13 protein-coding genes are annotated in these 16,124 nt (G+C 60.8%); 6 read left to right on the top strand and 7 right to left on the bottom strand.

What is annotated here, in order from left to right; all coding sequences use genetic code 11:
• Positions 1–73 precede the first annotated feature (73 nt).
• Positions 74–1,231: an AGE family epimerase/isomerase gene (locus ACB032_RS06345; protein WP_371137576.1), complete on the top strand. Its 1,158-nt coding sequence runs from the start codon at positions 74–76 to the stop codon at positions 1,229–1,231.
• A gap of 25 nt (positions 1,232–1,256) precedes the next feature.
• Here the strand turns inward: ACB032_RS06345 and ACB032_RS06340 are convergent, their stop codons facing one another.
• On the bottom strand, positions 1,257–1,508 hold the full coding sequence (locus tag ACB032_RS06340) for a DUF1289 domain-containing protein (protein WP_017410134.1): 252 nt from the start codon (positions 1,506–1,508) through the stop codon (positions 1,257–1,259).
• Between the two features lie 150 nt (positions 1,509–1,658).
• Here ACB032_RS06340 and mltA point away from each other — a divergent pair, with 150 nt between their 5' ends.
• Positions 1,659–2,810 (top strand): murein transglycosylase A, encoded by a 1,152-nt coding sequence (mltA, locus tag ACB032_RS06335; protein ID WP_011706178.1) that lies wholly within the window; start codon positions 1,659–1,661, stop codon positions 2,808–2,810.
• Between the two features lie 119 nt (positions 2,811–2,929).
• Here mltA and yfaE read toward each other — a convergent pair whose 3' ends face one another.
• From yfaE to ubiG, 5 genes are all read right to left on the bottom strand, one after another.
• Positions 2,930–3,250 carry a class I ribonucleotide reductase maintenance protein YfaE gene (gene yfaE / locus ACB032_RS06330; RefSeq protein ID WP_206819934.1) on the bottom strand — a complete coding sequence of 107 codons (321 nt, stop codon included), beginning with the start codon at positions 3,248–3,250 and terminating at the stop codon, positions 2,930–2,932.
• Positions 3,247–4,380, bottom strand: a complete 1,134-nt coding sequence (nrdB, locus tag ACB032_RS06325; RefSeq protein ID WP_011706176.1) for a class Ia ribonucleoside-diphosphate reductase subunit beta — start codon at positions 4,378–4,380, stop codon at positions 3,247–3,249. Before nrdB ends, yfaE begins: the two co-directional genes overlap by 4 nt.
• 66 nt (positions 4,381–4,446) lie before the next feature.
• Complete coding sequence (gene nrdA / locus ACB032_RS06320; protein ID WP_371137575.1) at positions 4,447–6,714, bottom strand: class 1a ribonucleoside-diphosphate reductase subunit alpha; 2,268 nt, start codon at positions 6,712–6,714, stop codon at positions 4,447–4,449.
• Positions 6,715–7,292: 578 nt separating this feature from the next.
• Positions 7,293–7,979 carry an HAD family hydrolase gene (locus tag ACB032_RS06315; RefSeq protein ID WP_017410131.1) on the bottom strand — a complete coding sequence of 229 codons (687 nt, stop codon included), beginning with the start codon at positions 7,977–7,979 and terminating at the stop codon, positions 7,293–7,295.
• Entirely contained in the window at positions 7,979–8,695 is a 717-nt protein-coding gene (ubiG, locus tag ACB032_RS06310) for a bifunctional 2-polyprenyl-6-hydroxyphenol methylase/3-demethylubiquinol 3-O-methyltransferase UbiG (RefSeq protein ID WP_016350657.1), read from the bottom strand. Before ubiG ends, ACB032_RS06315 begins: the two co-directional genes overlap by 1 nt.
• 201 nt (positions 8,696–8,896) lie before the next feature.
• Between ubiG and gyrA the strand changes: the two genes are divergently transcribed.
• Together gyrA and ACB032_RS06300 are read left to right on the top strand one after the other, a co-directional pair.
• Complete coding sequence (gene gyrA / locus ACB032_RS06305; RefSeq protein ID WP_101149086.1) at positions 8,897–11,644, top strand: DNA topoisomerase (ATP-hydrolyzing) subunit A; 2,748 nt, start codon at positions 8,897–8,899, stop codon at positions 11,642–11,644.
• A 298-nt stretch (positions 11,645–11,942) separates the two neighbouring features.
• Positions 11,943–12,107, top strand: a complete 165-nt coding sequence (locus tag ACB032_RS06300) for a hypothetical protein (RefSeq protein WP_162852175.1) — start codon at positions 11,943–11,945, stop codon at positions 12,105–12,107.
• Between the two features lie 30 nt (positions 12,108–12,137).
• Here the strand turns inward: ACB032_RS06300 and ACB032_RS06295 are convergent, their stop codons facing one another.
• Positions 12,138–13,193, bottom strand: a complete 1,056-nt coding sequence (locus ACB032_RS06295) for a PA0069 family radical SAM protein (RefSeq protein ID WP_101149087.1) — start codon at positions 13,191–13,193, stop codon at positions 12,138–12,140.
• A gap of 174 nt (positions 13,194–13,367) precedes the next feature.
• Here ACB032_RS06295 and ACB032_RS06290 point away from each other — a divergent pair, with 174 nt between their 5' ends.
• Both ACB032_RS06290 and thrS read left to right on the top strand, forming a co-directional pair.
• Positions 13,368–13,955 carry a tetratricopeptide repeat protein gene (locus ACB032_RS06290; RefSeq protein ID WP_026080375.1) on the top strand — a complete coding sequence of 196 codons (588 nt, stop codon included), beginning with the start codon at positions 13,368–13,370 and terminating at the stop codon, positions 13,953–13,955.
• Positions 13,956–14,191: 236 nt separating this feature from the next.
• Entirely contained in the window at positions 14,192–16,120 is a 1,929-nt protein-coding gene (thrS, locus tag ACB032_RS06285) for a threonine--tRNA ligase (RefSeq protein WP_039213599.1), read from the top strand.
• Positions 16,121–16,124: the final 4 nt, after the last annotated feature.

Here is a 16,124-nt window from a genome sequence, read left to right as displayed (position 1 = left end):
GAGCACAGACAGGGGAGAGCAGGGCTCTCCCTTTTTACGGGTTGGATGATGGGTTGGCTGGAGAGGTGCTGAGATGCATGACGGGATAAGAGAGGCGGCGCAGCGCTGCCGACGCTGGCTGGTGGAGGAGGCGCTGCCTCACTGGGGGGCAAGGGGTTTTGATTGGGTGCGGGGGCTGTTTGCCGAGGGGCTGGATGGCGCAGGCGCGCCGCTCTGGCAGCCCATTCGCTTTCGGGTGCAGAGCCGCCAGATCTATGTGTTCAGTCACGCCGCCCTGCTCGGCTGGTATGAGGGGGGCGAGCTGGCAGAGCGCTGCGCCATGTTCGGCATGAGGCACTTTGATGATGGTGCCGGCAACCAGCTGTTTTCCCTCAATGCCGATGGCTCGCCTGCCGACGGTGCGGTGTGCTGCTACGAATATGCCTTTGCCCTGCTGGCCGAGTGCTGGCTCTACCGCTTGAGCGGCGAGCCGCGCTGGCAGCAGCAGGCCGAGTCGCGCTATCAGGCCATCGAACTGCTGTTTGCCGATCCCCTGTACGGCGGGTTTCACTCCAGCTGGCCAGCCGGTTTGCTGCGCAGTCAAAACCCTCATATGCATCTGTTCGAAGCGCTGCTGGTGGTGGCGGGGAGCTTTGATGAGCCGCGCTGGCAGGGGCGTGTACATCGACTTTACCAGCTGTTTCGCCAGCGTTTTCTGGAGCCCGCCTTGCTGCGGGAGTTCTTCGATGAGCGGCTTCTCCCGACCCATCCCGATTCGCACCTGATCGACCCGGGTCATCACTACGAGTGGTGCTGGCTGCTGGCCCGTTACCGGGCATTGGCGCAAGGGTGGGAATATGGACCGAGTGCCCGTGAGATAGACGAGGGGATCGCCATCCTGACCCGCTTTGCCACCGTTCACGGCCACGGACCGACCGGGCTGGTGCTGGATGAGCTCACCGATGACGGGCGGCCCCATCGGACGACCAGCCGGCTCTGGTGCCAGACCGAGCAGCTCAAGGCGCTGCTGGCAGCCTACGAGCGGCGAGGGGAGGCTGAGATAGCCCGCCAGATTGGCGAGGTGGTGGGGCGGATCTTTGACTATTACCTGATGCCGGCCCTGCCGGGTCAGTGGCTAGATCAGGTGGATGTGACGGGGGCGCCGTTGGCCGACCATGCACCGGCCAGTACCTTCTATCACCTGTTCGTGGCGTTCAGCGAGCTGGTGCGGGTGGCGCAAAGGGAGGGGTGAAGAGGGATAAGAGAGGGGGCGGGATTTAAAAATCCCAGCCAGGTTGCTCTGGCTGCTCGGGTTGGGCTCCCTCCTGCGCCTTGCGGCGGGCGGCTTCCACCCGTGCCTTGCGACCCCGGCACAGGCGCATCACCTCTTGCTGCTGGGCATGGCTCATGGTGAGCCAGTTGAAGCGCTCCTCGCGGCTGCGCAGGCACCCCTTGCAGTAGCCCTTGTTGTTCACTTCGCAGACCCCGATGCAGGGGCTCTGCAGCGGGAAGATTTCGAGCTGTTCCATCCATGGCCTCTCACACCCTGTTACCTTGTTATAACCCAGAAGATCCCCTTTGGAGAAATCCGCCGTCACAGGCCTGAAGGCGTTTGCTTTCCCCCTGCAAATTTGGCATCTTCCCCGCCGAACATAACCCTTGGTGTTATATGAGGACATATGAATAAACACGCTTACTGGCTGACCGCCGCAGTGCTGGGGTTGGCCGGTTGTGCGGGCAACTCTGAACAAGCCCAGGTGCCCAAAAACAAACCCGATGCCAGATGTTTTCTCAACTGCGAGGTGCCGGAAAATCTGGGCAAGCAGTATCTGGACGGTCCCCTGCCTGATGATCTGGTGCGAGTGGAGCGCGTCAACAGCCGACAGCGCGCCGACTACAGCAAGTTCGGCCCCCAGAGCCGGCTGGTGCTGGAGCGCTCCGGCAAGATGACCCGCCGCTATGGCGAGCTTTACCATCAACTCTCCCGCTGGGTGGCCAATGGCGGCGATCCCGCTCAGATCACCCGTTACGGCATCAGTCTGGCCCAGCTGGGCGGCTCGGATCGGATGGGCAACGTGCTGTTCACCGGTTACTACTCGCCGGTGCTGGAGGTGCGTCACCGCCCGGATGCCAAGTACAAGTACCCCATCTATGCCATGCCCAAATGCGGCGGGCGCTGCCCGAGCCGGGCCCAGATCCACCAGGGGGCTCTGGCTAACCGCGGGCTGGAGCTGGGCTACAGCAAATCCCTCATCGACAATTTTCTGATGGACGTACAGGGCTCGGGTTTCGTTCACTATGGTGACGACGATCGGCTGCAATATCTGGGTTACAGCGGCAAAAACGGTCACGGTTATGTCAGCATCGGCCGGGTACTGATCGACCGTGGCGAAGTGCCCAAGGAGCAGATGTCCATGAAGGCCATCAAGGAGTGGGCCAACCGTCAGCCGGAGGAGAGCGTCAAGGAGCTGGTGGAGCAGAACCCCTCCTATGTCTTCTTCGAGCGTCGCCCCACCAACGACGTGATCGGGGCCGCCGGCATTCCGCTGCTGCCGATGGCGGCGGTGGCTGCCGACAAGACCCTGCTGCCGATGGGCACGCCAATCCTGGCGGAAGTACCGCTGCTGGACAAAGAGGGCAACTGGACTGGCAAGCATCAGCTGCGGCTGTTGATCGCGCTGGATGTGGGCGGTGCGGTGAAGAAGGGCCACCTCGATCTTTACCACGGCATGGGCGAGAAGGCCGGTGTCGCGGCCGGTCACTACAAGCACTTCGGCCGGGTCTGGAAGCTGGGTCTGCACCATGGGCCGACCGCCGCGCCCTGGCTGTAAGGCCCTGTGGGGGCGGGTGGTGCATCAGCCGCCCGCCTACAAGGCATAGAGATGGATGTAAAAAAGCCGCCGGATTGCTCCGGCGGCTTTTTGTTTGCTGACGTGAACCTGAAGGGGGCTCAGCGCTTCTTGATGTCCAGCCGGATGGCACCCACCGGTTTGCAGCAGCAGGGTAGGCACTCACCCTGCGAGACAAAGGCGAGCGGCACGGCGGCATAGTGCACCTTGCCTGCCAGCAGCGGGGTGCGGCAGGCGCCGCAATAGCCGCTGCGGCACTGGAACTCCACGTGATGACCGTGGCGCTCCAGGGTTTCCAGCACGCTCTCGCCGGGATGGGCGTGCAGCACGCCATCCTGGGTATGCACCCGTGGCGAGCCTGCGTCGCTCTGGGCGGGGGCCGCGTGCGGGGCAGTGGTCAGCGTGCCGGTGGCGTCACTCACAGCTCGAAATCACCCAGGTCTTCGGCATTCACTTCGCTGTCGATCTGACCTACCAGATATGAGCTCACTTCCACTTCCTGCGGGGCGACCTGCACGTTGTCGGACGACAGCCAGGTGTTGATCCAGGGGATCGGGTTCTGCTTGGCCCCGGCAAAGGCTGGCTGCAGACCCACCGCATTCATGCGCAGGTTGGTGATGTACTCCACGTACTGGCAGAGGATGTCCTTGTTCAGGCCGATCATGGAGCCGTCCTGGAACAGGTACTCGGCCCACTCCTTCTCCTGGATGGCGGCTTCCTTGAACAGCTCGAAGCAGGCCTGCTCGCACTCGGCGGCAATCTCGGCCATCTCGGGGTCGTCCTGACCGCTGCGCATCAGGTTCAGCATGTGCTGGGTCCCGGTCAGGTGCAGCGCTTCGTCGCGGGCGATCATCTTGATGATCTTGGCGTTGCCCTCCATCAGCTCGCGCTCGGCGAAGGCGAAGGAGCAGGCGAAGCTGACGTAGAAGCGGATCGCTTCCAGCGCGTTGACGCTCATCAGGCACAGGTAGAGTTTCTTTTTCAGCTCGCGCAAGGTGATGGTCACATCACGACCAGCCACCCGGTGGGTGCCTTCACCGTGCAGGTTGTAGAGCGCGGTCGCCTCGATCAGATCGTCGTAGAAATGGCTGATGGAGCCGGCGCGCTTCAAGATCTGCTCGTTGGTGACGATGTCGTCGAACACCTGGGCGGGGGTGTTGACGATGTTGCGGATGATGTGGGTGTAGGAGCGAGAGTGAATGGTCTCCGAGAAGGCCCAGGTCTCGATCCAGGTTTCCAGCTCCGGAATGGAGACCAGCGGCAGCAGCGCCACGTTGGGGCTGCGACCCTGGATGGAATCCAGCAGGGTCTGGTATTTCAGGTTGGAGATGAAGATGTGCTGCTCATGGGGCGGCAGAGCCTGGAAGTCGATGCGGTCGTGGGAGACGTCCACCTCTTCCGGGCGCCAGAAGAAGGAGAGCTGCTTTTCGATCAGCCGTTCGAACACTTCGTGTTTTTGTTGGTCATAACGGGCCACGTTGACCGATTGGCCGAAAAACATCGGCTCCTTGAGCTGGTCGTTTTGGGTCTGGCAGAACGTTGAATAGGCCATGGTGATTTGAATGTCTTGAATAAGGGGAAACAGGAGGGCGGGAGCTTCATGCTCCCGCCCGGTTCATCAGATCTTGCAGGCGCCGCCGGCACAACCGTCATCTTGCAGATCGGTCTGGGCATCGTCCGCACCATCACGGGTGTTGTGATAGTAGAGGGTCTTGAGGCCGTATTTATAGGCGGTCAGCAAGTCCTTCAGCAGCTGCTTCATCGGTACCTTGTTGCCTTCGAAACGGGCGGGGTCATAGTTGGTGTTGGCGGAGATCGCCTGATCCACAAACTTCTGCATGATACCGACCAACTGCAGGTAACCATCGACGCTCGGTTGCTTCCAGAGCAGTTCGTATTGATCCTTCAGGCGGTCATACTCGGGCACCACCTGCTTGAGGATGCCGTCCTTGGAAGCCTTGACCGACACCAGGCCGCGCGGCGGCTCGATGCCGTTGGTGGCGTTGGAGATCTGGCTGGAGGTCTCGCTTGGCATCAGGGCGGTCAGGGTGGAGTTGCGCAGACCCACGGTGCGGATCTCTTCGCGCAAGGCTTCCCAGTCCAGGTGCAGCGGCTCGTTGCACAGGTTGTCCAGATCCTTTTTATAGGTATCGATGGGCAGGATCCCCTGGGCATAGGTGGTCTCGTTGAAGGCCGGGCAGGGGCCGAACTCGCGGGCCAGCTGCACGGAAGCCTTCAACAGATAGTACTGGATCGCCTCGAAGGTGCGGTGGGTCAGTGCCAGACCGGAACCGTCGGAGTAGCGGGCACCGTTCTTCGCCAGGTAGTAGGCGTAGTTGATGACACCGATCCCCAGGGTACGGCGGTTCATGCTGCCCTTCATCGCGGCCTTGAGCGGGTAGTCCTGATAGTCGAGCAGGGCATCCAGGGCGCGCACGGCGAGATCCGCCATCTCTTCCAGATCTTTCAGCTTCTCGATGGCACCCAGGTTGAAAGCAGACAGGGTGCAGAGCGCGATCTCGCCCTCTTCGTCATCCACGTTGTTGAGCGGCTTGGTGGGCAGCGCAATCTCGAGGCAGAGGTTGGACTGGCGTACCGGCGCCACGCTCGGATCGAACGGGCTGTGGGTGTTGCAGTGGTCCACGTTCTGGATGTAGATGCGACCGGTACCGGCGCGCTCCTGCATCATCAGGGAGAAGAGATCCACTGCCTTGAGGGTCTTCTTGCGAATGCTCGGATCCTGCTCGTACTTGACGTAGAGCGCTTCGAACTTGTCCTGATCCGCGAAGAAGGCATCGTACAGGCCAGGTGCATCGGACGGGGAGAACAATGTGATGTCGCCGCCCTTGATGAGGCGCTGATACATCAGCTTGTTGATCTGCACGCCGTAGTCCATGTGACGGACCCGGTTCTCCTCCACGCCGCGGTTGTTCTTCAGAACCAGCAGGCTCTCCACTTCGGTGTGCCACAGCGGGTAGAACAAGGTGGCCGCACCGCCGCGCACGCCGCCCTGGGAGCAGCACTTCACGGCAGTCTGGAAGTACTTGTAGAAGGGGATGCAACCGGTGTGGAACGCTTCGCCGCCACGGATGGGGCTGCCCAGACCACGGATGCGGCCGGCGTTGATGCCGATACCGGCGCGCTGGGATACGTAACGCACGATGGCGCTGGCGGTGGCATTGATGGAATCCAGGCTATCGTCGCACTCGATCAGCACGCAGGAGCTGAACTGACGGGTCGGGGTGCGCACGCCGCTCATGATCGGGGTCGGCAGCGAGATCTTGAAGGTCGAGACCGCATCATAGAAGCGCTTGATGTAGTCCAGACGGGTATCTTTCGGATACTTGGAGAAGAGGCAGGCCGCTACCAGGATGTAGAGGAACTGCGGGCTCTCATAGATTTCGCCGGTGACGCGGTTCTGGACCAGGTACTTGCCTTCCAGCTGCTTGACCGCCGCGTAGGAGAAGTCCATGTCGCGCCAGTGATCCAGGTGCTGGTTCAGCTCCTCGAATTCGGCCTGGCTGTAGTCTTCCAGCAGGTGCTTGTCGTACTTGCCCATGTCCACCAGCTTGGCGACATGCTGATAGAGGTGGGGCGGCTCGAACTGGCCGTAGGCCTTCTTGCGCAGGTGGAAGATGGCCAGGCGGGCGGCCATGTACTGGTAGTCCGGGCTTTGCTCGGAGATCAGGTCAGCAGCGGCCTTGATGACAGTTTCGTGGATATCGGCGGTACGGATGCCGTCATAGAACTGGATGTGGGACTTGAGTTCCACCTGGGAGACCGACACGTTGTCGAGACCCTCGGCAGCCCAGTCGAGCACGCGGTGAATTTTATCCAGATCGATGGGTTCTTTGTGGCCGTTACGCTTCGTCACAAACAAGTTCATTGGCTGATGACCTTTAGTTGATTCCCGAAAAACCATCGCACGGCGTCCGCCTCCAGACCTGTGAGAGGCGTGGGAGGTGGGGACCTATTGTGCGATGAATCACAAGATATAGTGTTATTTTGATTTCGAGCTACAAGATAGTGAGGTCGGCCCGGCTTTGCAATCTGTGGATAAGGGATTAGCTGTGGATAAATTGTGGGTGTTCCGCTCTTTGTTAGTGGACGCTCACAGCGAGTGGGTTTTCATCCGTCCGATCCGGTAAATGCAAGTCTGATGATCTAACATGGAAAATTTAAATAACTTTTTTTGCTTGCGAAAAGGGGGTGTTTTTACTAGCAAATTCAGCCTGATTATCCCTTGTGCAGCAAGGGTCAAAAGGTGTCCGATCTCGCCGCTTCCCTGCTTGTCAAACCGCCAAAACGGGGGATCGCCAAGGATCCCCCGTCGGTACTGCCAAGGCACTGCTGCGATCAATCAACAGTGCTCATCTGACCACCCTTTGGCGGCAAAGCTGCCTTTGTGATCCATCTCTGTTGCCTGCTTCCTGTACCAGGGGGGCCCGGCACGGGTTGGCAATCTCAGCCCAACTCGTAGCGCAGCCAGTGGTGCAGGGCCTGCACGGTGTCAAAGTGCAGATCGGCGCCCCACTGGGCCGGATCCTCGTCGTCATTGAGATAACCCCAGCCGGCGACGGCGGTGCGCATGCCGGCGTTGCGGCCGGCCTCGATGTCGCGCACGTGATCCCCCACATATAGGCAGTGGCTCGCCTCGACGCCAAGCTGGTCGCAGGCAAAGTACATGGGAGCGGGGTCGGGCTTGCGCACCGGCAGGGTGTCGGCGCTGACGGTGACACCGCAACTGGCGAGCTCGGGCAGGGCCGCCAGCAGCGGCTCGGTGAGAAAGCCCGGCTTGTTGGTGACGATGCCCCAGGGCAGTTGCTTCTCGTCGAGCCACTCGATGAGATCCACCATCCCCTCATAGGGGCGGGTGCCAACGCAGAGGTTGGCGGCGTAGTAGTCGAGCAGGGCGGTGCGAAGGCGGGTGGCGCCCAGCTCTTCGAGCAGCTCGTCGCCAAGACCGGCCCTGAGCAGCCCGAGCGCCCCGTGGGAGGTGGTCTGACGGATGATGTCGTCAGAGAGGGGGGCAAAGCCTTCGCTTATCAGTACGTGGTTGACGGCGGCCCCCAGATCGGGGGCGGTGTCGAGCAGGGTGCCGTCCAGATCGAACAGCACGCAGCCAAGGGGCGCAGCAGAGTGAGTCGTCATCAGCCTTGCTCCGGGCGCTCGAACGCCACCATGTAGTTGACGTCGACGTTGCGACCGAGCTTGAAGCTGTTGGAGAGCGGTGCGTAGTGCACCCCGCTCATGTCCCGTACCAGCAGGCCTGCCGCCTCACCCATGCGACACAGTTCGGCGGGGGTGATGAACTTCTTGTGGTCGTGGGTACCCTTGGGCACCATCTTCATCAGGTACTCGGCGCCGAGGATCATCATCAGATAGGCTTTCGGGTTGCGGTTGATGGTGGAGACGAACACCTTGCCGCCCGGGCGCACCAGGGTGGCGATGGCGCGCAGTACGGAGGCGGGATCCGGCACGTGCTCCAGCATCTCCATGCAGGTGACCACGTCGTACTGGCCGGGGGCCTCATCGGCGTGGGCCTCGGCGGTGATCTGGCGATACTCGAGCTCCACGCCCGCCTCGAGGGCATGGAGGCGGGCGACCCCGAGGGGCTCCTTGCCCATGTCGATGCCGGTGACCTTGGCACCCCGGCGGGCCATGCTCTCGGCGAGAATGCCGCCGCCGCAGCCGATGTCGAGGATGCGCTTGCCGAACAGGCCGCCACTCTTGTCGGTGATCCAGTCAAGGCGCACCGGGTTTATCTGGTGCAGCGGCTTGAACTCTCCCTCCATGTCCCACCAGCGGGAGGCGATGGCTTCGAATTTGGCAATTTCTGTCAGATCGACATTGGCATCACTGTGCATTTTTTGATGATCCTGTGGCAAGGGCGCGCAGGCTGGGTGGGGCGCGCGCAATCTGTTGTCCTGGCGGGCATTATAACGGACGGACTTTGTCACACCAGCCCGACTTGTTACCGGATTTGTGGCTTAAGGTATTTGGCTCAGTGTGTTACCATGTCGCGCTGTTTAAGCCAAAGAACAACTAATTAGGGATTAAGGCTTTCTATGAGCGATCTGGCCAGAGAGATCACGCCGGTCAACATCGAAGAAGAGCTCAAGAGTTCCTATCTTGATTACGCCATGAGCGTGATCGTAGGACGAGCTCTGCCGGATGTGCGTGATGGCTTGAAACCGGTTCACCGCCGCGTTCTGTATGCAATGAACGAGCTGGGGAACGACTGGAACAAGCCCTATAAAAAATCGGCCCGTGTGGTCGGTGACGTAATCGGTAAATATCACCCGCACGGCGACATTGCCGTGTATGACACCATTGTCCGCATGGCGCAGGATTTCTCCATGCGTTACATGCTGGTCGATGGTCAGGGCAACTTCGGTTCGGTCGACGGCGACAGCGCCGCCGCCATGCGTTACACCGAAGTGCGGATGGCCCGCATCTCCCACGAGCTGCTGGCCGATCTGGACAAAGAGACCGTGGACTGGGTGCCGAACTATGATGGCACCGAGATGATCCCGGCTGTCATGCCCACCAAGGTTCCCAACCTGCTGGTCAACGGCTCCTCCGGTATTGCGGTGGGCATGGCGACCAACATTCCGCCTCACAACCTCACCGAGATAGTCAACGGCTGTCTGGCGTTGATCGAGAACGGCGACCTCACCATAGACGAGCTGATGACCTACATCACCGGCCCGGATTTCCCCACTGGTGGCATCATCAACGGTCGTTCCGGCATCGTGCAGGCGTACCGTACCGGTCGTGGCTCCGTCTATGTGCGTGCCAAGGCCGAAGTGGAGGTGGACGAGAAGACCAGTCGCGAGACCATCATCGTTCACGAGATCCCCTATCAGGTGAACAAGGCGCGGCTGATCGAGAAAATCGCCGAGCTGGTCAAAGAGAAGAAGATCGAAGGCATCAGTGCCCTGCGCGATGAGTCCGACAAGGACGGCATGCGCATCGTTATCGAGATCAAGCGCGGCGAGTCCGGCGAGATTGTGCTGAACAATCTCTACAAGCACACCCAGATGCAGACCACGTTCGGCATCAACATGGTGGCGCTCGATAACAACCAGCCCAAGGTGATGAACCTCAAAGAGATTCTGGATGCGTTCCTGCTGCACCGCCGTGAAGTGGTGACCCGCCGGACCGTGTTCGAACTGCGCAAGGCGCGGGATCGGGCTCACATCCTGGAAGGTCTGGCGGTGGCGCTGGCCAACATCGACCCGGTCATCGAACTCATTCGCCACAGCGCGACCCCGGCCGATGCGAAAGCGGGCCTGGTTGCCCGCGGCTGGGAGCTCGGCAACGTGGCCTCCATGCTGGAGAAAGCCGGTGACGATGCGGCCCGCCCCGAGTGGCTGGAACCCGAGTTCGGCATCCGCGAAGGTCACTACTACCTGACCGAGCAGCAGGCCCAAGCCATCCTTGACCTGCGTCTGCACAAGCTGACCGGCCTCGAGCACGAGAAGATCCTGGAAGAGTACCAATCTCTGCTGGATCTCATCGCCGAGCTGCTGTTCATCTTGGCGAGCCCGGTGCGGTTGATGGAAGTGATCCGTGACGAACTGCTGGCCGTGCGCGAGCAGTACGGCGACGAGCGTCGTACCGAGATCAGCATGTCCAGTGCCGAGATCAACATCGAAGATCTGATCACCCCGGAAGACGTGGTCGTGACCTTGTCTCACCAGGGTTACGTGAAGTATCAGCCGCTCTCCGACTACGAAGCCCAGCGCCGCGGTGGTCGTGGCAAGTCGGCCACCCGGATCAAGGAAGAGGACTTTGTGGAGCGTCTGCTGGTGGCCAACACCCACGACACCATTCTGTGCTTCTCCACCCGTGGCAAGGTCTACTGGCTCAAGGTGTATCAGCTGCCGGAGGCGTCCCGTGGCGCCCGCGGTCGTCCGATCATCAACCTGCTGCCGCTGGATGAGGGTGAGCGCATCACCGCCATCTTGCCGGTTAAAGAATATGACGCCGACAAGTATGTGTTCTTCGCCACCGCCAACGGTACCGTGAAGAAGACCAGCCTGTCCGACTTCAGCCGTCCGCTCTCCTCCGGCATCCGCGCCATCAACCTCAAAGAGGGTGATGAGCTGATCGGGGTGGATATCACCGATGGCAGCAACGAGATCATGCTGTTCTCCGATGCGGGCAAGGTGGTTCGCTTTGCGGAAGGCAGTGGTCGCGCCGATGCCGATGCCACTGACGAAGTCGACACCGACGACGATGCCGGCAACGACGATGATGGCAGCGACAACGGCGAAGGCACCGAAAGCAAGGGCACCTTCAAGGGCGTACGTCCCATGGGTCGTACCGCTGCCGGTGTGCGCGGCATCAAGCTGGGCGCCGGTGACAAGGTGGTGTCCCTCATCGTGCCGCGTGGCGACGGGGCCATCCTCACCGCTACCGAGAACGGTTACGGCAAGCGTACCGCGCTGGACGAGTACCCGACCAAGAGCCGTGGTACCCAGGGCGTCATCTCCATCAAGGTGGACGAGCGCAACGGCAAGGTGATCGATGCGATCCAGGTCGAAGATACCGACCAGATCATGCTGATCACCAACGGCGGTACTCTGGTACGTACCCGGGTGTCCGAGGTGAGCGTCATTGGCCGCAACACCGGCGGTGTGCGTCTGATCCGTACCGGTGAAGACGAGACCGTGGTCGGTCTGCAGCGGGTTGCCGAGAGCGACGAAGACGAAAACGAAGTGCTGGCCGTTGAAGGGGAGGTGTCTGAAGGCACCGATACCGCAGCGGACACAGATGCTGTCGATGCAGGTGAAGCGGGCGACGAATAATCGCTCCCCTTTACCCGATACCAAAGAGCGGCCTCATGGCCGCTCTTTTCATTGGCTCGTTTGTCGCTGGCGTCCCCCGCTATCCTCCTTTCTTCTCTTCCTTTTTTCCCTTTCCAGTCTTGCCTGTCATGACAGGAAGAACGGGCACTACCCGCTTGCCAAGGCTGCCCTGATGGGAGCATGGCCTCGACACGGCTCCTTCATGTGAATGTCATCGCTCTGTCATGGCGGCCAGCCCTGCTGCTCCCGTTGGAGAGAAACCACCATAGACGCAGGTAACGCCTGCCAGGAGCATGTCATGACCAGCTGGGTAATGTGGGAGATCTGGTGGAGCCGGGTATGGGGCGAGGCCGAGATGGATGCGCGCACAGGCGAACATGAGGTGGCACACGAGCCAGCCCGTTTGCCCGCCGAGTTGATTGCCCACCGCAGCAAGGCCAGTGCGTCGCGACCAAGGGGCTGAGACCTTGTCCGTGGCGGGCTTGACGGGCGCTTAGAACAGCCGCAACTGCTCGCCAGGGCGAATGAAGGCATCCTGGCGCAGCTGAAAATGGCGCTTGCCGAGCCCGAGCCGCTTGGCGATCAACCGAAAACGCTGGGCCAGCAGATCGGCAAACTGGCCCTCTCCCCGCATCCGGCTGCCGAAGGCGGGACTGTTGAGGGCGCCGTCCCGGCTGTCCCGTAGCTGGTTGAGGATCGCCTCCTTCTGGCCTGGATAGTGCTCATCCAGCCAGTCACTGAACAGCGGTGCCAGCTCGTGGGGCAGTCGCAGCAGGATATAGTCGGCGCAGTGGGCGCCAGCCTCGGCAGCGCCTTTGATGATCTGCTCGAGCTCGGGCTCGTTGAGGCGCGGGATCATGGGGGCCGCCAGCACGCCGACCGGCACACCGGCGCCGGCTAGTTTCTCCACCACCTTGAGCCGGCCGGCCCCGGTGCTGGCTCTTGGCTCCAGCTGTCGCCGCAATGTCTCATTCAAGGTGGTGACCGACACCATCACCTGGCAGAGCCCCTCCCGGGCCAGCTCCGTCAGCAGATCGAGGTCGCGCAATATCATGGCGCTCTTGGTGATGATCCCGACCGGATGGCGGTGGGCCAGCATCACCGTCAAGAGCTCGCGGGTGAGGCGATAGTGATGCTCGATGGGCTGATAGGGGTCGGTATTGGCTCCCAGCACTATGGTCTGCGGCTGATAGGCGGGTCTGGCAAACTCCCGGCGCAGCAGCTCGGCGGCATTGAGTTTGGCGAACAAGCGGGTCTCGAAGTCGAGGCCGGGGGAGAGCTCGAGATAGGCGTGGCTCGGTCTGGCGTAGCAATAGATGCAGCCGTGTTCACAGCCCTGATAGGGGTTGATGGAGCGGCTGAAAGGGACGTCGGGGGAGCTGTTGTAACTGATGATGCTGCGAGCGCTGATCTCCGTCACCTCGGTGCGGGGATCGCTGGCGGCAAATGCCGCTTCCCACTCGGGTTGGGACCAGCCGTCATCGACCGCATCGACCCGCTGGCCGCTGAAACGGTGATCAACATTGTGGGAACTGCCTCGACCTGCCATCGCACCTTACCAGCACTGTTTATATATACAGGCATCATGCTGACCCTCATTGCCGAATGCAAGCCCTGCCGACCCAGCCGTCCATAAAAAGCATGTCAAAGGGATCTCTTGCTTGATCGCGGCGCTACATTTCGTTTACATAGACGAAATGCGAACTGGATCACGGAAATCATCATGGCACCCATCACCTCCCGCTGGCTCTTCATCGCTGTCATTGCGCTGGTTATCTGGCGTCTGATCCCGCTCTCCACCGAGCAGGAGCTGGCCTCGGCCAATCGCGCCTGGCGCACTGGTCACTTCGATGAGGCGACCCGGATCTGGTCGCCGCTGGCCGAGCAGGGCCAGCCACGGGCCCAGGCGCTGATGGGCTGGAGCCATGAAGTGGGGCAGGGGAGCGAGCAGGATATCAGCCGGGCCATCACGCTCTATCGTCAGGCGGCGCAGGCGGGGGATGCTTTCGGCCAATACCGGCTGGGGGAGGTTTACCTGCGGGGGGCCGGGGTGAAACGGGATCTGCGCGAGGCGTTTCACTGGATGGAGCTGGCGGCCAAGAACGGCGATGTCCCCGCCATGTTGAAGGTGGGGGTGCTGCATCTGATGGGGGTCAGCGGGCGGGTCGATCTGCCCCGTGCCAAGGAGTGGCTCTATCAGGCTGCCAAGCAGGGCAACCAGCTGGCGCTCAAGGTGCTGCAGGAGCTGGAACTGGCGCAGGAGGGGAGCTCCACGTTTGATTTCAACTGGCAGCCCCTGCTGGGGGAATAGCTGCCAAGCACTTCATCTGACTGTAGAAAATCTCAGCAAACCCGATACAGCCCCGTCTACTTCTGGTAGCATGGTCCGGTTTTTGGTTTGTCTTGCGACGTTGAACGGGTTGTTTGCGTCGCGGGGCGCCTTCGCAAAGTGCTGTGGAGAGCCAGAACATCACCCATTTTTGAATGAATCTTTCCATCCCGCATGTGCCCTTTGGTAGGGGGCACCACTGTATAAGGAAACACACAATGCCAATCATTACTCTGCCTGATGGCAGCCAACGTCAATTTGCCCACGCCGTTTCCGTCATGGATGTGGCCGCGGACATCGGTCCCGGTCTCGCCAAGGCGTGCATTGCCGGTCGGGTAAACGGTGAACTGGTGGATGCCTGCGAGCTGATCGAAGCCGATGCCTCCCTGGCCATCATCACCGCCAAAGACGAAGAAGGTCTGGACATCCTGCGCCACTCCTGTGCTCACCTGCTGGGTCATGCCATCAAGCAACTCTGGCCCCAGACCAAGATGGCCATCGGTCCCGTCATCGACAACGGTTTCTACTACGACATCGATCTCGATCGTACCCTGACCGACGAAGATCTGGCGGCGCTGGAGGAGCGCATGCTGGCGCTGGCCGCCAAGGATTACGACGTCATCAAGAAGAAGGTCTCCTGGCAGGAAGCACGCGACGTGTTCGAAGCCCGTGGCGAGACCTACAAGGTCGAGATCCTGGATCAGAACATTGCCCGTGATGACCAGCCTGGTCTGTATCATCACGAAGAGTACATCGACATGTGTCGCGGCCCGCATGTGCCCAACATGCGTCACTGCCACCACTTCAAGTTGCAGAAGATGTCCGGTGCCTACTGGCGCGGCGACTCCAACAACAAGATGCTGCAGCGCATCTACGGCACCGCCTGGGCCGACAAGAAGCAGCTCAAGGCTTACCTGCAGCGCCTGGAAGAGGCCGCCAAACGCGACCACCGCAAGATCGGCAAGCAGCTCGACCTGTACCACATGCAGGAAGAAGCGCCCGGCATGGTGTTCTGGCACAACGATGGCTGGACCATCTTCCGTGAGCTGGAAACCTTCATCCGCGGCAAGCTCAAAGAGTACGACTATCAGGAGGTGAAAGGCCCCTTCATGATGGATCGCGTGCTGTGGGAGCGTTCAGGTCACTGGGAGAAATACGCCCAGGCCATGTTCACCACCCAGTCCGAGAACCGTGAGTACGCCATCAAGCCGATGAACTGCCCGGGTCACGTGCAGATCTTCAACCAGGGTCTGAAATCCTACCGCGATCTGCCGCTGCGCATGGCCGAGTTCGGCTCCTGCCACCGCAATGAGCCGTCCGGCTCCCTGCACGGCCTGATGCGGGTACGTGGTTTTACCCAGGATGACGCGCACATCTTCTGTACCGAAGAGCAGATCATGGAAGAGGTGTCGGCCTGTATCCGCATGGTCTACGACGTCTATGGCACCTTCGGCTTCGAGAACATCGTGGTCAAGCTCTCCACTCGTCCGGAACAGCGTATCGGCTCCGATGAAGCCTGGGATCGCGCCGAGGCTGCGCTGGCCGAGGCCCTGGTGCTGAACGGCCTGAAGTACGATCTGCAGCCGGGTGAGGGGGCCTTCTACGGTCCCAAGATCGAATTTACCCTGCACGATTGCCTTGATCGTGCGTGGCAATGTGGTACCGTGCAGCTCGATTTTGCCCTGCCGGGCCGTCTGGGCGCCACCTACGTGGGTGAAGACAACGAACGTCATGTTCCCGTGATGATCCACCGTGCCATTCTGGGCTCGCTGGAGCGTTTCATCGGGATCCTGACCGAAGAGTACGCCGGACTGTTCCCGACCTGGCTGGCACCGACCCAAGCCGTGGTCATGAATATCACCGACAATCAGGCCGATTATGCAGTGAAAGTAGCCAAAGCATTGAATGATGCGGGCCTTCGCGCAAAAGCGGACTTGAGAAATGAGAAGATTGGCTTTAAAATCCGCGAGCATACTTTGAAGCGAGTACCCTTCATGCTGGTCTGCGGCGATAAAGAAGTAGAAGCCGGCAAGATTGCAGTGCGTACTCGTAAAGGGGCTGACCTGGGCACTTATCCTGTTGAAGAGCTGATTGCTCTGTTGACCCAGGAAGTTCAGACCCGCGGACAAAAGAAAGTGGAGGAATAAGCTA

Source organism: Aeromonas sp. S5(2024) (assembly GCF_041403025.1).
Lineage (GTDB): Bacteria > Pseudomonadota > Gammaproteobacteria > Enterobacterales > Aeromonadaceae > Aeromonas > Aeromonas hydrophila.
Note: the sequence above shows the minus strand (reverse complement) of the source record. Positions and strands in the feature narration are given on the sequence as shown.